A 20,411-nucleotide genomic window follows, 5' to 3' on the forward strand; every position below is an offset into this window, starting at 1 on the left:
GGTGTACGGGATCGGCCTATACTAAGTTTCAAGTCGACTTGAAGGTCAAGCACCATGAAGATTGGAGAACTGGCCGCGCGGACCGGCATGACCACGTCCGCGATCCGCTTTTACGAACAGAGCGGGCTGTTGCCGCCGGCGGGCCGGGGGCAGAACGGCTACCGGATGTATGAAGAGGAGTCGGTCGCGCGGCTGCAGATGATCCTGCTCGCGCAGCGGCTCGGGTTTTCGCTCGACGAGATGCGCGCCGTCGCCGAGGAAATGAACGCGTTCTCGAAGGAAGGCTTGCTCGCCCGTCTCGACGAGCGGCTGCGCGAGATCGACGAACTGCGCGCGAAGCTCGACGGACAGCGCGCGGAACTGCAGGCGATCCGCGCGACGCTCGAGACCGAATGGGAGGCGGGACGGTGCCTCAAGATGGAGCGGTGCGACGCGCCGGCCGTGGCGCCGCAGGAGGGAGCAGGACGCCGCGCGCGGCGCGGCGCGACTGCGCCCGAGTTTGCCGCGCGCAGGAAATCGCTGGGCGGCCGCTAGGCTCTCACGCGATGGTAGCCGACTACGGCTATTCGATCGCTTGAGCGGGCGCGGCGGTCAAACCACCCCGAAGTCGTCGTTGCTGTCGGGAATCGACGCGAGCAACTGCTCGAGCCGGTACCAGCCGACAAGGCCGAGCAGGGTGCTGCCGGCGGTGGCGACGCGCGCGCCTGCCGAGTTGGCGTGCGCGTTCGAATCCTGGTGCGACGGTGCGGGCGGCGCGGTGAACACCGTGCGCCGCGAACAGCAGTGGAGCATGGCAATCTCCGATGGAGGCGGGATGCGCCGATCGTAACGGGCGGCGCGCATGCCGGCGCGCACGCAAGGATCGCCGCGAACACAAACGGATGATCCTTTTCGCATGGCCGGCCGCGGCCGGTCCGGCGACGAGCGCGCGCGCCGGAATGGCGGCACAATGCGCATTCGATTCGCGATTTCGAGAGAACATGCGATGAACGATGCGACCCTCGCCGCGCGCCCGGAGCTTGCCGTTCCGGTCAGCCTGCGCTCCAGCGCGAAGCTCGGCTGGCAAGGCTTCGGCGCGGCGCTGCTCGGCATTCAGGCGGGCACCTACCGGATCCCGGCGGCCGACGATCACCGGGTCGGCGTGCATGTCGGCGCGCCGACCCGCGCGGACTGCGTGTGCGACGGCCAGCGCTACACGCGCATCCAGGCGCACGGCGACGCCGACGTGATCCCGGCTGGCATGCCGGGCCGATGGACCGACGAATCCGACTGCCGGATCCTGCGCATTACGTTCAGCGACGCGTTCGCGCGCGCGACGTTCGACCAGCTCGAACTGAAGCCGTCGCAGGCGCAGATCCGCCGGCGCATGCAGGTGCGCGACCCGCGTCTGCAGCACATCGCGTGGGCGCTGGCCGCCGAGCTGGAAGCGGACGACGCATCGGACCCGCTCTACGCGGAAAGCCTGTGCACCGCGCTGATCGTGCGGCTCGTCGACGCCGCGCCGTCGCTGCGCGGCCGGCGGCACGCGCTCGCGCCGAAGATGGCGGCGCGCGTGATCGACTACATCGAGGACCATCTCGACCAGCGTCTGACGCTGTCGGAACTCGCCGCGCTCGCGGCGATCAGCGTGCCGCATTTCAAGGTGCTGTTTCGCGAAACGCTCGGCATGCCCGTGCACCAGTACATCGTGCAGCGCCGCGTCGAGCGCGCGAAGGCGCTGCTGCTCGAGGGCCGGCTCAGCATCAGCCAGGTCGCGCTCGAAGCGGGGTTCGCGCACCCGAGCCACATGGCGAACTGGATGAACCGCCTGCTCGGCGCGACGCCGGGCGAGATCGCGCGGTCGGCCGCGCAGTCGGCCGTTCAATCGGCGCATGCGGAGGCGCGTATGGCCGACGATGGCCGGCGCGTTCCTGCTGCCTGAATAGCGCGTTCTTTGGGGCGACCTGCCGGAAGGGCAGATCGCGACGCGTCACCTGTATCACGCAGGGTTTCGCGCGGGGCGTCACGCGACAAGCATGCGCACCGCATCCGTCCCACAGTGATGCTGCCGATCGCGTCATCCTCGCCTGCTCGTTTCATCCGGGCGTGTGCGCCGCGCCGCTGGTGTGTTCCGATAATCACCCTACATCGATCAAGCGGGAGCACATCATGTTCGTGATCTTCGGAGCATCCGGCAACGTCGGCCAGGCCACCGCGGCCGCGTTGCGCAACGCAGGCCATCCCGTGCGCGCGGTTGTGCGCGACGCGCGTCGTCGCGAACGGCTCGAGCACCTCGGCTGCGACGTCGTGTTCGCCGACCTGACCGACGCGCGTTCGGTCGCTGCGGCGATCGACGGCGCGCACGCCGTGCAGATGCTGTGCCCGGTGCCCGTCGCCGATGCTGATCCTGCAACGACGATGCGGCGCATGATCGACGCGGCGGCCACGGCGCTGGCGGAGAATCCGCCGCCCGTGCTGCTCGCGCTGTCGGACTACGGCGCGGAGCTCGCGTCGAATACGGGGATCACGCGCCTCTTTCACGATCTCGAAGAATGGTTCAAGCCGATCGCCACGCGGCTCACGCTGCTGCGTTCGGCCGAGCATCTGCAGAACTGGGCGAGGATGCTGCCGACCGCGCTCGCGACCGGCATGTTGCCGAGCCTCCATCACCCTGTCGGCAAGCTGTTTCCGGCGATCTCGGCGCCGGACGTGGGCGTTGTTGCGGCCGAGTTGCTGCTCGATGACGTACACACAAGCGGGCCGCGTGTCGTCAGCGTCGAAGGGCCTCGGCGCGTCAGCGTGGCCGACATCGCCGCTGCGCTCGGCAAAGCGGCGGGCCGCACGATCGTCGCGCGCGAACTGCCGCGCGACGCATGGACGCCGACGCTGCTGCGCGCCGGTCTCAGCGAACTGCACGCGCGCCTGATCACCGATCTCTATGACGCGCACAACGCAGCGCACATCGACGTCGAAGCGGGCGCGTCCGAGCGGCGTTTCGGCACGACCGAGCCGGCCGACGCGCTGGCGGCGCTGGTGGAACCGGCGCAGCGGACGATGCAGCGAGAACCGTGACGCGACGGCACGCTCGGCTCGGGCGTCAACTACTCGGCGACCGTGCTTGCCGAGTACGCGCTGTCCAGGCACACGGAGGTGTATGGCACGGCGGATTTCGCGCGCGGCAACGGCGCATTCGCGGCCGACTATCCGGGCGTGACCAACCCGGCTACCGGCAACGTGGACAAGATCGGCCGCACCAACAACGTCGGCGTGGCGGTTGGCCTGCGGCAGATGTTCTAGTGTTCTAGTCTCTGTTTTCGTTTGCCGAAGCGTGACACACGGCCTCGACCCGGTTGCCGGCCGGGTCGACCAGAAACGCCGCGTAGTAGTCGCTGTGGTAGTGAGGCCTCAATCCGGGATCGCCGTCAGACTGCCCGCCCGTCGACATGCCGGCCTGGAAAAACGCATCCACATGCTCGCGGGAAGGCGCTTTGAAGCACCAGTGCCGCTTGTTCGTTCCGATTTCGGCGGGATCCAGATAGACGGCCAGGAAGGTCGATGCCGTGTCGTCCGCATTGCAACGCTCGCCGTAACCGAGTGCGGTGGGCCGGTCGTAGACCTTGCATGCGCCCAGAGCGGCCATGATGGCATCGTAAAAGGGACGTGCTGCCTGAATATCAGGAACGCCGATCGACACGTGGTCAAGAAGTTGCATTGCATGTGCCCCCATTGAACTCGCCCGAGTGTACCCGACGGGGGGCGTGGCGAATGGGAGGATCCTGTCGCGGCACGACAGATCCGTGCCGCCGGCCTACCGCTTGACCTTGTTCAGCAGCGCATACGACAGCGACCCGATCACGATTCCCCAGAACGCGGAGCCGAGCCCGAGCCACGTCATGCCCGATGCGGTCGCGAGAAACGTGATGACCGACGCTTCGCGATGCTGCTCGTCCTCGAAGATGCCGAGCACGTTCGAGCTGATCGCGCCGATCAGCGCGAGCCCCGCGAGGACCGCGACGAATTCCTTCGGCAGCGCGAGGAATACCGCGACGATCGTGCTCGCGAAGATCCCGCCGATCAGGTAGAACGTGCCGTTCGCGAGCCCGGCGACGTAGCGCTTGTCGGGATCCTCGTGCGAGTCCTTGCCGGTGCAGATCGCCGCGGTGATCGCCGCGATCACGATCGTGATCCCGCCGAAGCACGCGACGACAAGCGACATCACGCTCGTCGCGGTGATGATCGGGCGCGCCGGCGTGTGATAGCCGGACACGCGCAGGATCGTCATCCCCGGCAGGAACTGCCCGGTCAGGCTGACGACGACGAGCGGCAGCGCGAGGCTCAGCGTGGTGCCGAGCGTCCATTCGGGCCGGATGAACACGGGCTGCGCGACGTGGACGGACACGTCGCCGAGATGCGTCATCCCGAGCAGGCCGGCGAGCGCCGCGCCCGTCAGCAGCACGAGCACGATGCTGTAGCGCGGCACCAGACGCTTGAACAGCACGTACGCGGCGATCATCCCGAACGCCAGCGCGGGCTTCGTCGTCGCCGCGGTGAACGCATGCGTGCCGAACGGCAGCAGGATGCCGGCCATCATCCCGCACGCGATGCCGCGCGGAATGTGGCGCACGAGCTTGTCGAAGTAGCCGGTCACGCCGATCAGCAGGATGATCAGCGCCGCGGTGATGTACGCGCCGACGGCCTGGTTCAGCGTCAACTGCGGAAACAGCCCGACGAGCAGCGCGGTGCCGGGCGCCGACCATGCGGTCACGACGGGCACCTTCAGTTTCCAGCTCGCGTAGAACCCCGACACGGCCGCGCCGATCGAGATCGCCCACACCCACGACGTGACCATCGCGCTCGACGCATGCGCGGCCTGCGCAGCCTGAAAGAAGATCGCGAGCGGGCCCGCGTACGAGATCAGCACGGCGAGGAAGCCGGCGGTGACGGTCGATACGGACCAGTCGCTGAGGAGCGCGCGCGGCGCGCTCGCCTGGGGAGTCAGTTCAGTCATCGTCGGGGAAATGGGGGCAATGCGGGGCGCGACGCGGGACACAATGCGGGGTGCAACGCGGGGGCCGGATCCGGCGCCTGGGACACACGGGCTGCGGCCGGCCGGCGTGCCGGTATTGCGCAGGTTTCGTTCCGGTTTCGAGCCGGGTGTCACAGGCAGTGGTGCGTGCCGACATTCTCGGTGCAGACGCCCGAATTGACAATTCATCGTCCGATATCAACACTGTTTATTTTCCATAAACAGTTCGGGTGACGGAATGGACCGACTGCTCGCCATGCGGCTGTTCACCTGCATCGTCGATTCGGGCAGCTTCACGCGCGCCGCGCAGCAGCTCGGGATGCAGCGCGCGTCCGCCACGCAGATCATGAAGCAGCTCGAGGCGCATCTCGGCGCGCGGCTGCTCGTGCGCACGACGCGGCACGTGAGCCCGACGCTCGACGGCGCCGCCTATTACCAGCGCTGCATCGACATCCTCGACGGGATCGACGCGGCCGAGGCGTCGTTCTCGCATGCGGCGCGGCATCCGCAGGGCACGCTGAAGGTCGACCTGTCGAGTTCGTTCGCGCGGCTCGTCGTGATTCCGGCGCTGCCCGGGTTCTTCGCGCGCTATCCGCAGGTCGCGCTCGACCTCAGCATCGGCGACCGGCGCGTCGATCTCGCGCGCGAGAGCATCGATTGCGTGGTGCGGATCGGCGAGCTGACCGATTCATCGCTGGTCGCGCGGCGGGTCGGCGTGCTTGCCCAGGTGACCTGCGCGAGCCCCGGCTACCTGGCCGAGCACGGCAAGCCGCGCAACCTGGCCGACCTCGCGCGGCATCGCGAAGTCGCGTACGTGTCGGCGTCGAGCGGCAAGCGCGTGCCGCTCGAGTTCAGCGCCGATGGCCGCACGGAAGCGCGCGAGCTGCCGTCGGCCGTGTCGGTCAACAACGGCGATGCGTACGTGGCGGCCTGCGAGGCGGGGCTCGGGATCATCCAGGTGCCGCGGTATCACGTCGCCGCGCAATTGCGCAGCGGCACGCTCGCCGAGATCCTCACGCGGCATCGTCCGCCCGCGTTGCCGCTGTCGGTGCTGTATCCGCATCGCGGGCACCTGTCGCCGCGGCTCAGGGTGTTCATCGATTGGGTGGCGGAGTTGTCGCAGGGGTAGGCGGCTGACGAGGTACGCCAAGTCAGCCACGTTGCTGTTCCCCCCTTGCCGCCCCGCCCGGCATTGAAGCGGGGTGTCGCGCGATTCGGGATCGACCCGCAGACTGCCGATGCCGGCCTCGGCGCCCGGTCGCATTGCCGGCCGGGTTTTCCATAATCGCGACCAAATACGTCGCGTAGCGGCCACTATTCTCCGTTTTTCGTCGCCGATCGCCTTGACTGAGATTTTTCCCGCCGCAGCCGGGCGATATGATTTCTCCAGCCCGACACCTGTCAGCAGAACCATCGGGGCGCGCCGGCACGACTGCGACGCGGCCCCGCGAGCATCGAGAGAGTTGTATGCCGGACACGCCAAACGTCATCGTCGAACGCGCCCGCAGGCGAACCGCGCAGGTCCGCTTCGGCGACGTGCCTGCCGCCTTGCAGGACGGCCCCAAATGGGTGTGCCGGATCGTGCCCGGCCATCTGGCGCAGGCCGACGCTGAGCCGATTCCGTCGGCGCGCGTGGCCGAGATGATCGGCAACCTGAAGCCCGCGAACGTCGCGCTGTCGGCGGGCATCGCGCATGCGCGCGGCTGGCTGGCCTGTTCGGCAGCCGATTCCGCAGGCCGGTGCCGCGCCTATGCCCACCTGGGCGTGGACGGAACACTCGAGATGGTCGGGATGCCGGGCGTCGGCCCGTGGCTCGCCGAGCGTGAAACGTGGTGGCCCGGCGCATACGAGCTGCCGCTGCTCGAGCAACTGCCGGCGACCGTGCAGCCGCTGCTCGACGTGGTCGGCGCAAACGCGTGCGCGCATCTGCTGATGAGCCTGACCGCGATCGACGGCACCGCGCTCGTGACCGAGTCGGACGACGGCATCGAGCGTCCGTTCCGAATTCCCGCAGGCGTGGACACGATGCATTTCGACGCGGTGCGCATCGGCGGACCGGTCTCGCAATGGCGCGAAATGCTCGTCGCTGCATTCGACCGCGTCCGCCATCTCGTCGGGCTCAAGTCAGCCCGCCCGTTCTATCTCTGAATTTCACGCACCTCACACGGCAGGCCACGCCATGACCGACGCACTCGACGTCTTCGACCGCAAGATCCTGACCATCGTCCAGCGCGACTGCACCGCGACCGCGGATGCGATTGCCGAACGCATCGGCCTGTCCACGTCCGCCGTGCAGAAGCGGCTGAAGCGCATGCGCACCGAAAAGATCATCTCGGCGGAAATCGCGGTGGTCGATCGCGCGGCGGTCGGCCGCCCGATGACCTTCATCGCCGCGATCGAGATCGAACGCGAAAACTACGAGACGATCGCCAAGTTCCGCGAGTGGTCGAAGGCGCACGACGAGATCCAGCAGATCTACTACGTGACCGGCTCCGTCGACCTGATCGCGATCATCACCGCACCCGACGTCGAGGCCTACGACCGGTTGTCCGCGCGGATCATGCAGAGCAATCCGATGATCCGCCGGATCAACACGAACGTCGTGCTGAGCGCGGTCAAGGTCGGGTTGTTCGTGCCGGTCGAGAAGGACGGCGACGACGAGCCGCCCGCCGCCTGACGAGGGCAGTGCGCAAGAGGACGGCCGATCCGGCCGTCCCGCGTGACGAACCGCAATGCACGCCCGTCGAAATCGGCCGAAACGCATAATTTGGCAATCGATTCGCACCACTAATCTGTTTCCTGCTTTCACTGAACAGGAGATGATCGAGATGGAACTCAAACTGGCACTGGTCGGCTTCGGCGGAGTCAATCAAGGACTGGTCGAGCTGCTCAAGAAGAAGCGCGCAATGCTGTCGGCCGCAGGGCTCGACGTGTCGGTGACGATGGTCGCCGACCTGCGGCTCGGGATCGCGACGAATCCCCGCGGCATCGCGCTGGACGTGCTCGACGAAACTGCCCGGCGCGGCGTCGACGCCGAAGCGCTGCGCCGCGATCCCGGCACGCTGGTGTCGCCGGACGTGGGTCTCGGCGCCGTGCTGAAGGCGATCGCGTCGGAGCACGTGGATGTCGTCGTCGAGGCGACCTTCACCGACCCGACCGCCGGCGAACCGGCGCTGTCGCACTGCCGTACCGCACTCGAATGCGGCAAGCACGTGATCACGACCAACAAGGGGCCGATCGCGCTCGCGCAGCCGGCGCTGGCGCGGATCGCCGCGCGCTCGGGTGCGTGCGTGATGTACGAAGGCACGGTGATGAGCGGCACGCCGGTGCTGCGTCAGCTCGCGACGACGCTGCGTGGCTGCGACGTGAGCGGCTTTGCAGGCATCCTGAACGGCACGTCGAACTTCGTGCTCGGCCAGGTCGAGGCCGGCGCGAGTTTCGATGCAGCGATCAGGGACGCGCAGCAGCGCGGCTACGCGGAAGCGAATCCGGCGGCCGACGTCAACGGCTCCGACGTGCAGCTGAAAGTCGTGATTCTCGCGAACACGCTGTGGAACGCGGGCCTCGAGCGGGGCGACGTAGCTTGCCGCGGGATCGTCGAGCTGACCGAGGACGACGTGCGCGCCGCGGCGGCCGAAGGGATGTCGTGGCGGCTGATCGGATCGGCGGTCCGCCATCCGGACGGCACGGTGACGGCGAGCGTCGAGCCGCGCAAGCTGCCGGCCGGACATCCGCTGCGCGCCGCGAGCGGCGTCACGAACGCGATCACGTTCGACACCGACGTGCTCGGCGGCGTGACGATCAGCGGGCCCGGCGCGGGCCGCGAGGAGACGGCATTCGCGATCCTGTCCGACCTGATCGAACTGCGCGAGCGCATCGGCGTTGCTGCGCAGGAGGTGCTCGCATGACCGCGCGCGATGCAGTGATCGGCGATCTCGCATCGGCCGGCGTGGCCGACGTCCGCTCGCCCTATGACGGCGCGATCGTCGGCACGGTTCGCGTGTCGCGGGCCGACGCGGCGCCGGCGCTCGTCGAGCGTGCACTCGGCGGCGCGAGCGTGGCCGCGGCGCTGCCGCGCAGCCGGCGCGCCGACATCCTGTTCCGCGCGGCGGCGCTTGTCGAAGCTCGCGCGGAGACGCTCGCACGCACGATTGCGCTCGAAGCAGGCAAGCCGCTGCGCCAGGCGCGCAAGGAGGTTGCGCGTTGCGTGAACACGCTGCGCCTGTCCGGCGAGGAGGCGAAGCGCCTCGTCGGCGAGACGATCCCGTTCGACGGGTATCCGGGTTCCGAGGACCGCAGCGGCTACTACACGCTGGAGCCGCTCGGCGTGATTCTCGCGATCACGCCCTTCAATGACCCGCTGAACCTCGTTGCGCACAAGCTCGGGCCGGCGATCGCGACCGGCAATGCGGTGATCCTGAAGCCGTCGCTGCGCGCGCCGCTGTCCGCGCAGGCGCTCGTCGAGATTCTGTGGGAAGCGGGTGCCGCGCGCGATGCGCTGCAGATCGTTCACGGCGGCGCGGAGATTGCGTCCGCGCTCGTGCGTGACCGGCGAATCCGGATGGTGACGTTCACCGGCGGGCCGGCGGCCGGCGACGCGATTACGCGCGACGCCGGGCTCAAGAAGATCGCGATGGACCTCGGCGGCAACGCGCCGGTGATCGTGATGGCCGACTGCGACCTGAAGGATGCGGCCGAGTCATGCGTGTCGGGCGCGTTCTGGGCCGCGGGCCAGAACTGCATCGGCACGCAGCGGATCTTCGTGGCCGAGGCCGCGTACGAGCCGTTCGTCCGCTACTTCGTCGAGCTGACCCGCAAGATGGTCGTCGGCGATCCGCTCGACGACGCGACGGACATGGGGCCGATGATCGGCGACGGAGAGGCGCAACGGATCGAGCGCTGGGTCGACGAGGCGGTCGCGGCCGGCGCAACGGTGCTGACCGGCCATCGCCGGCGCGGCGCGCTGTACGAGCCGACGGTGCTCGCCGATGTGCCGTGCGATGCGCGCGTGTGGACCGACGAAGTGTTCGCGCCTGTCGTGTCGATCGTGAAGTTCGGCGACCTGCAGCAGGCGCTCGACGCGGCGAACGCGTCCGAAAGCAGCCTGCACGCGGGCGTGTTCACGAGCCGCCTGGAGGTGGCGCTCGGTGCGGCGGAAAGGCTGCAGGCGGGCGGCGTGATGATCAACGACTCGTCCGACTACCGTTTCGACGGGATGCCGTTCGGCGGATTCAAGTATGGGTCGCTGGGCCGCGAAGGCGTGCGGTTCGCGATGACGGAAATGACGCAGCCGAAGGTGGTCTGCTTCAGGCGCAACCGGGGGCTGTCGAGCTGACGCGCTGCGCCGGCGCGTGGGGCGCCGGCGCAGCGGGGACCGGAGCGGTGTGCAACGTATCGAAGAGGGAGTCGGGGATGCCAGCAGCAATTCCTGCATGCAAGCCAGCGGCCGACGTGCTGGTGGTCGAGGATATTCACAAGTCGTTCGGCGGGGTCGAGGTGCTGAAGGGCATTTCGTTGACCGCGAGGAATCACGAGGTCGTATCGATCCTCGGCAGCAGCGGGTCGGGCAAGAGCACGTTTCTCAGGTGCATCAACCTGCTGGAGACGCCCGATCGCGGCCGGATCCGCGTGAACGGCGAGACGCTCGCGCTGAAGCCGGCGGGCAGGGACGGCGCGCTTGTCGCGGCGGATCCGAAACAGGTGATGCGCGTGCGCCGCAAGCTCGCGATGGTGTTCCAGCAGTTCAATCTGTGGGCGCACATGACGGTGCTGCAGAACGTGATGTTCGTGCCGGTGCGGGTGCTCGGCGTGCCGAAGCGCGACGCGCGCGACAAGGCGATCGCGATGCTCGAACGCGTCGGCCTCGCGGGCAAGTGCGAGCACTACCCGAACCAGCTGTCGGGCGGCCAGCAGCAGCGCGTCGCGATCGCGCGTGCGCTCGCAACGGATCCCGACGTGATGCTGTTCGACGAGCCGACGTCGGCGCTCGACCCGGAGCTCGTCGGCGAAGTGCTGAAGGTGATGCGCTCGCTTGCGGACGAGGGCCGCACGATGCTGGTCGTCACGCACGAGATGGGGTTTGCGCGCGAGGTCGCGAACCGCGTGGTGTTCGTCCACCAGGGACGAATCGAGGAGGACGGCAGTCCTGACGAAGTGTTCGCGAGCCAGAAATCGCCGCGATTCCAGAAGTTTCTGTCCAGCATCATCTGATGCGGATCCAATGCCAACCGGAGAGGAAATCATGAAGAAGCTGATTCAGTCGCTGTGCATCGGCGCGGCCTTGCTCGGATCCGCCGCGCAGGCCGAACAGGTCGTGCGAATCGGCACGCTCGCCGACTATGCGCCGTTCGAATACAAGGATGCGTCCGGCAAGCTGCAGGGCATGGAGATCGACATCGGCAGGAAGATGTGCGACGAGATGAAGGTCAAGTGCCAGTGGGTGACGATGGACTTCGACGCGCTGATTCCCGCGCTGAAGGCGAAGCAGATCGACGCGGTGCTCGCGCAGATGTCGAAGACGCCGGAGCGCGAGCAGTCGGTCGACTTCACGCGGATCTTCACGACGGCGCCCGTGCAACTTGTCGCAAGGCAGGGCTCGGGCATCACGGACAACCCGGCCACGCTGCGCGGCAAGACGATCGGCGTGCAGACTGCGTCGACGCACGAATCCTATCTGCGCCGCCGCCTGCCGGCGAGCAAGTCGGGCATCAACGTGAAGGTCTACCAGACGCTCGACGAGGCGTGGCTCGATCTCGAGGCCGGCCGTATCGATGCCGTGTTCGCGGACAACACGGTGGCCTACGACTGGCTGACGAAGGCCGGCAAGAAGGAAGGCTTCGGCTTCGTCGGCAAGCCGATCGCCGACGCGGAAATCTTCGGCGACGGCACCGCGATCGCGGTGCGCAAGGGCGATGCGCCGCTGAGGGCACAGTTCGACAAGGGCATCGCGCAGGTGCAGGCGGACGGCACGTTCTCGGCCGCGAACAAGCGCTACTTCCCGTTCAGCATCGCGCCGCAATAGCCGCGCATCGGGTGCGCGCGGCCGGCGGGCGGCGGCGCGCGCACGGCGCGCGGAAGGCCCGCGTCTAACCAGGAGCGATACCACGATGGACCTGTTGTTGAACTACGGCGCCCAGATCGCGGCGGGCGCGCTCGTCACGCTGGCGCTCGCGGTTGCCGCGCTGTGCCTTGGCATGCTGCTCGGGATCGCCGGCGCGTCGGCGAAGCTGTCGGGTGTGCGCTGGCTGAGCGGCGCGACCTATGCGGCGACCAATTTCCTGCGCGGCATTCCCGAATTCCTGATCCTGCTGATCTGCTACTTCGGGTTGTCGCATCTGCTCAATACGGAGTTCGACGGCGCAATCACGGTCAGTCCGTTCTCGGCCGGCGTCATTGCGCTCGCGGTGGTGTTCGGCGCGTATTCGTCGGAGATGTTTCGCGGCGCGTTTCTCGCGGTGCCGGCCGGGCAGGTCGAGGCGGCGCGCGCGTACGGCATGACGCGGCTGCAGACACTGTGGTTCGTCCGCCTGCCGCAGGCGTGGCGGATCTGCCTGCCGAGCCTGAACAACATGTGGCAGAACCTGCTGAAGGACACGTCGCTCGTGTCGATCGTCGGGCTCGAGGACATGCTGCGCAAGGCCAACATCGCCGCGCAGTTCACCAAGCAGCCGTTTGTCTTCTACGTGACGGTCGGCGTCGTCTACTTCGGTTTTCTCGCCGTCTCCAATCCTGCGTTTGCGTGGCTCGAACGCATCGCGGGCCGCGGCTACGCGAAACGCACCTGAACAGGCCCTGCCATGAACGACCTCCTCTCCCTGATTGACCAATCCGGCCCGGACATCGCGCGCGGCGTGTGGATCACGCTGCAGCTGCTGGTGCTGTCGTGCGGGCTCGCGTTCGCGCTGGCGGTGCCGCTCGCGGTCGCGCGCACGTCGGCATGCCGCTGGCTGTCGACGCCGAGCCGTCTCTTCATGTCGGTGTTCCGCGGCACGCCGCTGCTCGTGCAGATCTTCGTGCTGTATTACGGCCTCGCGCAGTTCTCGGCCGTGCGTGCGTCGCCGCTGTGGCTGCTGATCGGCGGCTCGTTCTCGTGCGCGCTGTGTGCGCTGACGCTCAACCTCGCCGCGTACATGGCGGAAGACATCCGCGGCGGAATCGCCGGCGTGCCCGCGGGCGAACAGGAAGCCGCACTCGCGTTCGGGATGAGCCGCTTCAAGTTGACCTGGTGCGTGATCGTGCCGCGCGCGATCGGCATCGTCGCGCCGACGCTCGGCAACGAAATCGTGCTGCAACTGAAGTCGACCGCGCTCGCGAGCACGATCACCGTGCTCGACCTGACCGGCGTCGCGCGGCGCATCTCGATCGAAAGCTATACGACCGACGCGCTGCTCGTCGCGGGCATCGTGTACGTCGGCATCACGGCGGTGCTGGCGACCGCGCTGAAGCGCGTGGAAGGCCTGCTGAACCGTCACCTGGGCAGCGTGCGCGCGTAGCGGCGACGCACGGGCCCGATACATCGAACGATCCGAGGACGACATGGGATACAAGCTTGAAACGCTGGCGCTCGCCGCCGACCGCGACGTGACCGACGAGAAGACGGTCGCGCCCGCGATCCATTATTCGGCCGTGTTCAAGGCGGCCGGCGGCGAGGAATTCGCGGAGATGTCGAGCGTGCCGCAGCATCCGCGCAACTACACGCGCTACGGCAACCCGGTGCACGAGCGCGTGAAGGCGATCATGGCCGAGCTCGAAGGCACGGAGACCGCGCTCGTCACGGCGTCCGGCATGGGCGCGATCGCGACGGCGATCCTGAGCGTCGTGAAGGCCGGCGATCACGTGATTGGCCAGACGCGCCACTACATGAGCACGACGAAGATGCTCGACGACATGCTGCGCAAGTTCGGCGTGGACGTGACGTTCGTCGACCAGACCGACGCGGCCGCGTTCGGTCGTGCGATCCGGCCGAACACACGGCTGATCGTGCTCGAGTCGCCGGTCAATCCGCTGCTGCTCGTGACCGATATCGCCGCGGTCGCCGAGATCGCGCGGGCGCACGGCATCCTGACGCTCGCGGACAATACGTTCGCGTCGCCGGTCAACCAGCAGCCGCACCGCCTCGGCGTCGACATCGTCGTGCACAGCGCGACGAAGTACCTGGGCGGCCATCACGACCTGACGGGCGGCGTGATCTGCACGAGCCGCGTGCTCGCCGAGCAGATCTGGCACACGCACATCACGCTCGGCTCGGTGCTGTCGCCGATGGACGCGTGGCTGCTGCTGCGCGGGCTGCGCACGCTGCCGCTGCGCGTCGAGCGGATCAACGCGAATGCGCTGGCGCTTGCCGAATTCCTCGAACGGCACCCGAAGATCGACCGCGTGTTCTATCCGGGCTTGCGCAGCCATCCGCAGCATGCGCTAGCGTGCCGGCAGATGCGCGGCTTCGGCGGTGTGGTCGCGTTCGGCGTGCGGGGCGGCTACGACGATGCGCAGCGTTTCGTCGAGGCGTTGCGCGTGCCGCTGAACGCAGGCAATCTCGGCGGCGTCGATTCGCTCGCGATCCACACGGCGGCGATGTGGGCCGGCACGATGTCGGCGGAGCAGATGCGCGCGGCGGACATTCCGCTCAATTTCATCCGCTATTCGGTCGGCGTCGAGCATGTCGACGATCTGAAGGCGGACATTGCTCAGGCGCTTGAAGGCATCTGACATATCGGCACACGCACGACGGGAATCCCCCATGAAAGTCGACGGCCTCGACCAGAAAATCATCGACGCGCTGTGCGCCGACGCCCGCATTCCGCTGGCCGTGCTGGCCGACCGGATCGGCCTGTCGCGGCAGGCGGTCCGGCACCGGATCGACCGGCTCGAAGCGCTGAAGATCATCGCGGGCTACACGGTGCGGCTCGCGCTGCCTGACGACGCGTCGCCGGTGCGCGCGGTGATGCTCGTCTACCGGAAAGACCGGATGCGCGGCGCGGATGTGCTTGCCGCGCTCGAGCGGATCGCGGAGGTGCGCGACTGCGCGGTGCTGAGCGGAGAGGTTGACCTGCTCGTGCAGATCGAGGCCGCGTCGCACGAGCGCGTCAGCGAGATCTGGGCGGCGATCAGCGCGCTGGACGGCGTGCAGAACATGACGACCTGCTTCGTGCTCGATTCGGTGATCCACCAGCGGTGAGCGCGGAGACCGGCGGCAAGCGTAGGCGACGGCAGGCCGGGCCGCCCGTTACGTGCTGATCTGCAGATGCCCGTCGACCACCGCGACACGCACGCCGCCGCCGCTCGACAGCGACGCCGTGCCTTCCGGAAACGGATGCACGGGCGCATCGGTCGGCCGCCATGCATGCCGCTTCAGCAATTCCCGATATCCGCCGCGGATCACGAAACCGCCGCACTTGTCCGCATACGCGTCGCGCCGCATCCGGTACGCGCGCGGCAGGTCGTACCACGGCAGCTTCGGCAGGTCGTGGTGCACGAGGTGGTAGTTGTTGTTCAGGTACAGCAGCCGCATCGCCAGCCCCGCCTCGTTGATCACGATGCGCGCCTTCGGATTGCGGGCTGCGCGATGCTCGTACAGGGAGCGGACCATCGCGAGCGACAGTGCGGGCCACGTGATCGCCAGCAGGTAGTACCACCACGGCACGCCGATCGACATCTGCAGCCACGCGAGCAGCGCGATCACGCACGCGGCGTGCACGACCCACATCGGCAGGTAACGCAGGTCGCCGCGCCGGAATGCGGCGAGCGCGTCCGAAAACATCGCGGCGATGCTGGTCGGCGGCCCGACGACCAGCCGGCCGACGAAGGTCTTGCGCGCCGCTTACAACAGCGACGATTCCCACAGCGGGATGAACGCGTTCCGGCATGCGGTTGCGCCGCATGCGCGCAACGGGCGTTTCTTCGCGTCGGCGACGGCGTTCGGCGCGCATCTGGACGTGCTGCGCGCGCTCGGCAACGGCGATGCGGATTGCGCGGCGATCGAATCCGGTCCGCTCGCTGGCGAACCGTGCTCGATGTGCGCGACAAGCGCGACTGCGCGGTGTGTCCGAAATTCCCGAACACGAAGCGCCGCCACGCATTTCCTGACCTCAAGCAAACGGCAACGTCCCCGGCGGCGCGTTCCTGACGATCGCCAGCGTCGTGCTGATGTGATCCTCCAGCGCGAGTGCCGCGCGCGCATCGGCGCGGCGCATCGCCGCGTCGAAGATGCACGTGTGTTCCGCATGCACGTCGCGTTTCGAATCCTCGAGGCCGATGCACACGCGCCGGTAGCGTTCGCTCTGCTGCGACAGCATGCGCAGCACCAGATAGGTCCACGGCGACGCGGCCGCCGAAATCAGCGCCTCGTGGAACCGGCGATTGCACGCCTCCCACGCGGCGCGGTGTTCGATCGACACCGGCTGCTCCCACGCGGACAGCATCTCGAAGCTGTGCCGCACGCGCTGCTCCCACGCCGCATCGCCGTGCCGCACCGATTCGCGCAGTGCATCGACCTCGATATGCAGCCGCAGCCGCGTGATCGCCTCGAGGTCCGCGACCGACATCGGCGTGACGCGGAACCCGCGCTGGCCTTCGGCGACGACCAGCGCATCGCTGACGAGCCGCGTGAGCGCCTCGCGCAGCGTGCCCGCGCCGACGCCGTACACGTCCTTCAGGTGCTCGACGCGCAGCTTCGCGCCCGGCGGGTAGTGCCCTTCGATGATGTGCTGCCGGAGCTGGTGGTACGCATGCTCGCCGAGCGTGCGCGCGTGCGGGCCGGTCATGTCGTCGGCAATTGCGTCGGAAGGTGCATCGGCAGGCGTTTCGGCACAGGCGGGCGGCGCGTCGTCCGGCGGCGTGCCGCGCGGCGGACGGGCGGGCAGGATGGTGTTCATGTCACGCGTCCTCCTGATCCTGATTGCGGGTGAGGCGATAGCTGAGCTGCGCGCGCGTCAGGCCGAGCAGCCGCGCGGCGGCCGACAGGTTGCCGTTCGAGCGGTCGACGGCCTCCTGCAGCAACGCGCGTTCCAGCCCGTCGAGGCCGCCGCCGCATCCCTGCAATTGATCGAGGATCGACCCGCAGTCGATTTGCACCGACGACGCCGGCCTGATCTGCCCGGCACGATCGACGGTCGCGCCGCCCGGCAGGCCGAGGCCGGGAAACAGGTCCTTCGCGTCGACCGCGCGGTTCGGCCGCGCCAGGATCACCGCGCGCTCGATCAGGTTCTCGAGCTCGCGCACGTTGCCGGGCCAGCGGTAGCCGCGCAGCGCGTCGTACGCGTAGTCGGTCAGCGTCGGCGCCGGCTTGCCGTGCAGCGACGCGAAGCGCTCGAGCATCGTATCCGCGAGCAGCGGGATGTCGTCCTGCCGCTCGCGCAGCGGCGGGATCCGCACCGGGTAGACGTTGATCCGGTAATAGAGATCCGCGCGGAAGCTGCCGTCGCGCACCGCCTGTTCGAGATCGCGGTTGGTCGCGGCGACGATGCGCACGTCGACCTTGCGGCTCTCGGTCGCGCCGAGCCGCTCGACTTCGCCTTCCTGCAGCACGCGCAGCAGCTTCGCCTGCACGTCGAGCGGCAGCTCGCCGATTTCGTCGAGGAACAGCGTGCCGCCGTTCGCGCGCTCGAAGCGTCCCGCGCGCGCGGCCTGCGAGCCTGTATACGCGCCTTTCTCTGCGCCGAACAGCTCGGATTCGATCAGCGCATGCGGAATCGCCGCACAGTTGATCGCGACGAACGGCTTCGCGGCGCGCGGGCTCAGATTGTGCAGCGCCCGCGCGAAGCGCTCCTTGCCGACGCCCGTTTCGCCGGTCAGCAGCACGGCGACCTTGGTCGGCGCGGCTGTCTCCAGCAGCGAATAGGCCGCGGTGAACGCGTCGGACCGGCCGACGAGCTGCGTGCGGTCGGCGTCGGGCGCGATCTCGAGGCGCAGCGATTCGACCTCGGTCTGCAGGTCGCGGATCGTGTTGATCAGCGAGTCGGCCTTGAACCACGACGCGATCTCTTCGGCGTCCGGCCATTCTTCCGCGGGCTTGCCGACGATCGTGCAATGCGCGTCGTTCATGCCGACGCAGGTCGTTTCCTTGAACAGGATCGTGCGGCCGATGAATGCGCTCGTATAGCCGGTCGCATAGCCGATCAGCATCCAGCACACGGGTTCCGGCTGCGCGCCGAACGTGCGCCGGTGCACGTCGGCTTCCCACGAATGTTCCCAGCGGTATTCGCAATAGAACGCGCCCGTCTCCGGATCGGCCTCGAAACGCAGCGGCGTGACCTGCACCGCGCCTTCGAGCATATGGAGCTGCGGGCCGACATGGAACATGTCGAAGAACGACGCCTTCGCGCGGATCTCGCGTGCGAGCGCCGCGTCGCGTTCGCCGGCCGCAAAGCCGACGCGCGTGAAGAAGCGGCGCGTCTGCGCGGGCCCGACGCTTTCCATCAGCTCCTGGCGCAGCGTCGCGAGCGCGCCCGCGTGGAGCAGCACCATCCGCTGTCCGGCGAGCCAGATGCGGCCGTCGCTGGCCGAAAAATGAATCAGCCGCCGCAGGTCGGCGTCCGTCGGTAGCGGGGGCAGGCTGGGCCGCGTCATGTCTCCTCCGTCGAGATTTCTCGTGATTTCCGAATATGCGTGACCGCCGGTCGGACACGTCCGAGGGTTTCACCATTTCATCAAATCCGCTTCATCGAGTTGATGAAATCATGAAAACGGCCGTCAGATCAGGGGTTTGGCGTGAGCGTTCGACGGCGGTTTCCATTCTGGTTAACCGGTATTGTGCGTGCCGAATTCGAATTGTGTGTCAGGGCTTTCCCTGAATTATCGAGATTTTTCGCAAGACACACGGAACGTGGCACGGTTGGTGCATTGAAGTACGGGCATGGAGGCGACACCGATCATGGATCAAATCACAAGCGATCAACCCCCGCTCGACCCGGGCCGCAAGTGCGTCCGGGTGACCGGCACCAACGGCCGCGGCTTCGTCGAATTCGAGCTGTCGGTAGGCGGCGCGCCGGACCTGTTCGTCGAGCTGACGTTGCCCCCCGCCGCCTTCGATGCGTTCTGTGCGGAACAGCGCGTGACACGGCTGGACGACGACAAACCCATGACATTGAGGAGCAAGAAGTGACCATCGAGCTGAAGACAGTCGACATCAAGCCGCTCCGGCACACGTTCGCGCACGTCGCGCGGCACATCGGCGGCGACAGGACGGCGACCCGGTACCAGGAAGGAATGATGGGCGCGCAGCCCCAGGCGAACTTCCATTACCGGCCGACCTGGGACCCCGATCACGAGATCTTCGACGCATCGCGCACGGCGATCCGGATGGCGAGCTGGTATGCGCTGAAGGATCCGCGCCAGTTCTACTACGCGTCGTGGGTGACGGCCCGCGCGCGCCAGCAGGACGCGATGGAATCGAACTTCGAGTTCGTCGAGTCGCGCCGGATGATCGGCCTGATGCCCGACGGCGTCGCGCAGCATGCGCTCGACGTGCTGGTACCGCTGCGCCACGCCGCGTGGGGCGGGAACATGAACAACGCGCAGATCTGCGCGCTCGGCTACGGCACCGCGTTCACCGCGCCGGCGATGTTCCATGCGATGGACAACCTCGGCGTCGCGCAATACCTGACACGCCTCGCACTCGCGATCGCCGAGCCCGACGTGCTCGACGCGGCGAAGGCCGCGTGGCTCGCCGACGCCACATGGCAGCCGCTGCGCCGCTACGTCGAGGACACGCTGGTCGTCGCCGATCCGGTCGAGCTGTTCGTCGCGCAGAACCTCGCGCTCGACGGCCTGCTGTATCCGCTCGTCTACGACCGCTTCGTCGACGAACGGATCGCGCTCGCAGGCGGCTCGGCGGTCGCGATGCTGACCGCGTTCATGCCCGAATGGCACGCGGAATCGAATCGCTGGATCGACGCGGTCGTGAAGACGATGGCCGCCGAATCGGACGACAACCGCGCGCTGCTCGCACGCTGGACGCGCGACTGGGCCGAGCGGGCGAACGACGCGCTCGCGCCGGTCGCAGAGCGCGCGCTGCAGGACGCCGGTCGCGCGGCGCTCGACGAAGTGCGCGAGCAGCTCCACGCACGCGTCGCGAAGCTCGGCATCGCACGCTGACCTGACGCCGGACGATCATCTCTCACTGAGGAAACACGCATGTCCAACGTATTCATCGCCTTCCAGGCCAATGAGGAGTCCAGACCGATCGTCGAGGCGATCGTCGCGGACAACCCGCGCGCGGTCGTCGTCGAGTCGCCCGGCATGGTCAAGATCGACGCGCCCGACCAACTGACGATCCGCCGCGAAACGATCGAAGAACTGACCGGCGCGCGCTTCGACCTGCAGCAGCTGCAGGTGAACCTGATCACGCTGTCCGGCCATATCGACGAGGACGACGACCAGTTCACGCTGAGCTGGGCGCACTGAACGCCGC

22 protein-coding genes and 3 pseudogenes are annotated in these 20,411 nt (G+C 67.9%); 19 read left to right on the top strand and 6 right to left on the bottom strand.

Annotated features, from left to right (window positions below; genetic code table 11):
- The first annotated feature begins 54 nt into the window (after positions 1-54).
- Positions 55-534, top strand: a complete 480-nt coding sequence (locus tag ACV229_RS17015; RefSeq protein WP_448084272.1) for a MerR family transcriptional regulator — start codon at positions 55-57, stop codon at positions 532-534.
- 57 nt (positions 535-591) lie between these two features.
- Here the strand turns inward: ACV229_RS17015 and ACV229_RS17020 are convergent, their stop codons facing one another.
- A complete protein-coding gene (locus ACV229_RS17020; RefSeq protein ID WP_448084273.1) occupies positions 592-792 on the bottom strand; it encodes a hypothetical protein in 201 nt (66 codons plus the stop codon).
- A gap of 193 nt (positions 793-985) precedes the next feature.
- Between ACV229_RS17020 and ACV229_RS17025 the strand changes: the two genes are divergently transcribed.
- The 3 genes and pseudogenes from ACV229_RS17025 to ACV229_RS17035 all read left to right on the top strand — a co-directional run.
- Positions 986-1,921: a helix-turn-helix domain-containing protein gene (locus ACV229_RS17025; protein WP_448084274.1), complete on the top strand. Its 936-nt coding sequence runs from the start codon at positions 986-988 to the stop codon at positions 1,919-1,921.
- A gap of 227 nt (positions 1,922-2,148) precedes the next feature.
- Complete coding sequence (locus ACV229_RS17030; RefSeq protein ID WP_448084275.1) at positions 2,149-3,051, top strand: NmrA family NAD(P)-binding protein; 903 nt, start codon at positions 2,149-2,151, stop codon at positions 3,049-3,051.
- Positions 3,052-3,054: 3 nt separating this feature from the next.
- A pseudogene (locus ACV229_RS17035) lies at positions 3,055-3,276 on the top strand (porin); the annotation flags it as partial.
- A 4-nt stretch (positions 3,277-3,280) separates the two neighbouring features.
- Here ACV229_RS17035 and ACV229_RS17040 read toward each other — a convergent pair.
- Both ACV229_RS17040 and ACV229_RS17045 read right to left on the bottom strand, forming a co-directional pair.
- On the bottom strand, positions 3,281-3,691 hold the full coding sequence (locus ACV229_RS17040; RefSeq protein WP_448084276.1) for a VOC family protein: 411 nt from the start codon (positions 3,689-3,691) through the stop codon (positions 3,281-3,283).
- 96 nt (positions 3,692-3,787) lie between these two features.
- Entirely contained in the window at positions 3,788-4,987 is a 1,200-nt protein-coding gene (locus ACV229_RS17045) for a benzoate/H(+) symporter BenE family transporter (protein ID WP_448084277.1), read from the bottom strand.
- A gap of 256 nt (positions 4,988-5,243) precedes the next feature.
- On the opposite strand from ACV229_RS17045, the gene ACV229_RS17050 reads away from it, so the two are divergent.
- The 11 genes from ACV229_RS17050 to ACV229_RS17100 all read left to right on the top strand — a co-directional run bounded on the left by ACV229_RS17050 (position 5,244) and on the right by ACV229_RS17100 (position 15,179).
- On the top strand, positions 5,244-6,134 hold the full coding sequence (locus ACV229_RS17050) for a LysR family transcriptional regulator (protein WP_448084278.1): 891 nt from the start codon (positions 5,244-5,246) through the stop codon (positions 6,132-6,134).
- A 338-nt stretch (positions 6,135-6,472) separates the two neighbouring features.
- Entirely contained in the window at positions 6,473-7,153 is a 681-nt protein-coding gene (locus ACV229_RS17055; protein WP_448084279.1) for a hypothetical protein, read from the top strand.
- 31 nt (positions 7,154-7,184) lie between these two features.
- Positions 7,185-7,682: an Lrp/AsnC family transcriptional regulator gene (locus tag ACV229_RS17060; RefSeq protein ID WP_448084280.1), complete on the top strand. Its 498-nt coding sequence runs from the start codon at positions 7,185-7,187 to the stop codon at positions 7,680-7,682.
- Positions 7,683-7,833: 151 nt separating this feature from the next.
- A complete protein-coding gene (locus tag ACV229_RS17065; protein WP_448084281.1) occupies positions 7,834-8,913 on the top strand; it encodes a homoserine dehydrogenase in 1,080 nt (359 codons plus the stop codon).
- On the top strand, positions 8,910-10,340 hold the full coding sequence (locus tag ACV229_RS17070; protein WP_448084282.1) for an aldehyde dehydrogenase family protein: 1,431 nt from the start codon (positions 8,910-8,912) through the stop codon (positions 10,338-10,340). Before ACV229_RS17065 ends, ACV229_RS17070 begins: the two co-directional genes overlap by 4 nt.
- 77 nt (positions 10,341-10,417) lie before the next feature.
- Positions 10,418-11,215: an ABC transporter ATP-binding protein gene (locus ACV229_RS17075; protein ID WP_448084283.1), complete on the top strand. Its 798-nt coding sequence runs from the start codon at positions 10,418-10,420 to the stop codon at positions 11,213-11,215.
- Between the two features lie 31 nt (positions 11,216-11,246).
- Entirely contained in the window at positions 11,247-12,026 is a 780-nt protein-coding gene (locus ACV229_RS17080) for a transporter substrate-binding domain-containing protein (protein ID WP_448084284.1), read from the top strand.
- Between the two features lie 85 nt (positions 12,027-12,111).
- The gene (locus tag ACV229_RS17085; RefSeq protein ID WP_448084285.1) at positions 12,112-12,789 is read left to right on the top strand and encodes an ABC transporter permease; all 678 of its coding nucleotides are present in this window, start codon (positions 12,112-12,114) and stop codon (positions 12,787-12,789) included.
- A gap of 12 nt (positions 12,790-12,801) precedes the next feature.
- Entirely contained in the window at positions 12,802-13,497 is a 696-nt protein-coding gene (locus ACV229_RS17090) for an ABC transporter permease (RefSeq protein WP_448084286.1), read from the top strand.
- Positions 13,498-13,540: 43 nt separating this feature from the next.
- Complete coding sequence (locus ACV229_RS17095) at positions 13,541-14,710, top strand: trans-sulfuration enzyme family protein (RefSeq protein ID WP_448084287.1); 1,170 nt, start codon at positions 13,541-13,543, stop codon at positions 14,708-14,710.
- A 31-nt stretch (positions 14,711-14,741) separates the two neighbouring features.
- Positions 14,742-15,179 (top strand): Lrp/AsnC family transcriptional regulator, encoded by a 438-nt coding sequence (locus tag ACV229_RS17100; protein ID WP_448084288.1) that lies wholly within the window; start codon positions 14,742-14,744, stop codon positions 15,177-15,179.
- A gap of 48 nt (positions 15,180-15,227) precedes the next feature.
- Here ACV229_RS17100 and ACV229_RS17105 read toward each other — a convergent pair.
- Positions 15,228-15,818: pseudogene (locus tag ACV229_RS17105) on the bottom strand (fatty acid desaturase); the annotation flags it as partial.
- Here ACV229_RS17105 and ACV229_RS17110 point away from each other — a divergent pair.
- Positions 15,763-15,984: pseudogene (locus ACV229_RS17110) on the top strand (phosphate ABC transporter substrate-binding protein); the annotation flags it as partial. The pseudogenes ACV229_RS17105 and ACV229_RS17110 sit on opposite strands and share 56 nt — an antisense overlap.
- Positions 15,985-16,089: 105 nt before the next feature.
- Here ACV229_RS17110 and ACV229_RS17115 read toward each other — a convergent pair.
- Together ACV229_RS17115 and ACV229_RS17120 are read right to left on the bottom strand one after the other, a co-directional pair.
- Positions 16,090-16,875 (bottom strand): GntR family transcriptional regulator, encoded by a 786-nt coding sequence (locus ACV229_RS17115; RefSeq protein WP_448084289.1) that lies wholly within the window; start codon positions 16,873-16,875, stop codon positions 16,090-16,092.
- 1 nt (position 16,876) lies between these two features.
- Positions 16,877-18,568 (bottom strand): sigma 54-interacting transcriptional regulator, encoded by a 1,692-nt coding sequence (locus tag ACV229_RS17120; RefSeq protein WP_448084290.1) that lies wholly within the window; start codon positions 18,566-18,568, stop codon positions 16,877-16,879.
- Between the two features lie 286 nt (positions 18,569-18,854).
- On the opposite strand from ACV229_RS17120, the gene ACV229_RS17125 reads away from it, so the two are divergent.
- From ACV229_RS17125 to ACV229_RS17135, 3 genes are read left to right on the top strand one after another with little or no spacing between them, the layout of a single operon-like run.
- Positions 18,855-19,103 carry a phenol hydroxylase subunit gene (locus ACV229_RS17125; protein WP_448084291.1) on the top strand — a complete coding sequence of 83 codons (249 nt, stop codon included), beginning with the start codon at positions 18,855-18,857 and terminating at the stop codon, positions 19,101-19,103.
- Entirely contained in the window at positions 19,100-20,095 is a 996-nt protein-coding gene (locus ACV229_RS17130) for a phenol hydroxylase (RefSeq protein WP_448084292.1), read from the top strand. Before ACV229_RS17125 ends, ACV229_RS17130 begins: the two co-directional genes overlap by 4 nt.
- A gap of 39 nt (positions 20,096-20,134) precedes the next feature.
- Positions 20,135-20,404 (top strand): MmoB/DmpM family protein, encoded by a 270-nt coding sequence (locus ACV229_RS17135; RefSeq protein WP_448078808.1) that lies wholly within the window; start codon positions 20,135-20,137, stop codon positions 20,402-20,404.
- Positions 20,405-20,411 lie beyond the last annotated feature (7 nt).

The sequence above is a fragment of the Burkholderia sp. MR1-5-21 genome (assembly GCF_053427715.1).

Bases quoted from the DNA above. Each gene is read 5' to 3' on its own strand.
- ACV229_RS17015 (WP_448084272.1), top strand. From the start codon at position 55: ATGAAGATTGGAGAACTGGCCGCGCGGACCGGCATGACCACGTCCGCG.
- ACV229_RS17020 (WP_448084273.1), bottom strand. From the start codon at position 792: ATGCTCCACTGCTGTTCGCGGCGCACGGTGTTCACCGCGCCGCCCGCA.
- ACV229_RS17025 (WP_448084274.1), top strand. From the start codon at position 986: ATGAACGATGCGACCCTCGCCGCGCGCCCGGAGCTTGCCGTTCCGGTC.
- ACV229_RS17030 (WP_448084275.1), top strand. From the start codon at position 2,149: ATGTTCGTGATCTTCGGAGCATCCGGCAACGTCGGCCAGGCCACCGCG.
- ACV229_RS17040 (WP_448084276.1), bottom strand. From the start codon at position 3,691: ATGCAACTTCTTGACCACGTGTCGATCGGCGTTCCTGATATTCAGGCA.
- ACV229_RS17045 (WP_448084277.1), bottom strand. From the start codon at position 4,987: ATGACTGAACTGACTCCCCAGGCGAGCGCGCCGCGCGCGCTCCTCAGC.
- ACV229_RS17050 (WP_448084278.1), top strand. From the start codon at position 5,244: ATGGACCGACTGCTCGCCATGCGGCTGTTCACCTGCATCGTCGATTCG.
- ACV229_RS17055 (WP_448084279.1), top strand. From the start codon at position 6,473: ATGCCGGACACGCCAAACGTCATCGTCGAACGCGCCCGCAGGCGAACC.
- ACV229_RS17060 (WP_448084280.1), top strand. From the start codon at position 7,185: ATGACCGACGCACTCGACGTCTTCGACCGCAAGATCCTGACCATCGTC.
- ACV229_RS17065 (WP_448084281.1), top strand. From the start codon at position 7,834: ATGGAACTCAAACTGGCACTGGTCGGCTTCGGCGGAGTCAATCAAGGA.
- ACV229_RS17070 (WP_448084282.1), top strand. From the start codon at position 8,910: ATGACCGCGCGCGATGCAGTGATCGGCGATCTCGCATCGGCCGGCGTG.
- ACV229_RS17075 (WP_448084283.1), top strand. From the start codon at position 10,418: ATGCCAGCAGCAATTCCTGCATGCAAGCCAGCGGCCGACGTGCTGGTG.
- ACV229_RS17080 (WP_448084284.1), top strand. From the start codon at position 11,247: ATGAAGAAGCTGATTCAGTCGCTGTGCATCGGCGCGGCCTTGCTCGGA.
- ACV229_RS17085 (WP_448084285.1), top strand. From the start codon at position 12,112: ATGGACCTGTTGTTGAACTACGGCGCCCAGATCGCGGCGGGCGCGCTC.
- ACV229_RS17090 (WP_448084286.1), top strand. From the start codon at position 12,802: ATGAACGACCTCCTCTCCCTGATTGACCAATCCGGCCCGGACATCGCG.
- ACV229_RS17095 (WP_448084287.1), top strand. From the start codon at position 13,541: ATGGGATACAAGCTTGAAACGCTGGCGCTCGCCGCCGACCGCGACGTG.
- ACV229_RS17100 (WP_448084288.1), top strand. From the start codon at position 14,742: ATGAAAGTCGACGGCCTCGACCAGAAAATCATCGACGCGCTGTGCGCC.
- ACV229_RS17115 (WP_448084289.1), bottom strand. From the start codon at position 16,875: ATGAACACCATCCTGCCCGCCCGTCCGCCGCGCGGCACGCCGCCGGAC.
- ACV229_RS17120 (WP_448084290.1), bottom strand. From the start codon at position 18,568: ATGACGCGGCCCAGCCTGCCCCCGCTACCGACGGACGCCGACCTGCGG.
- ACV229_RS17125 (WP_448084291.1), top strand. From the start codon at position 18,855: ATGGAGGCGACACCGATCATGGATCAAATCACAAGCGATCAACCCCCG.
- ACV229_RS17135 (WP_448078808.1), top strand. From the start codon at position 20,135: ATGTCCAACGTATTCATCGCCTTCCAGGCCAATGAGGAGTCCAGACCG.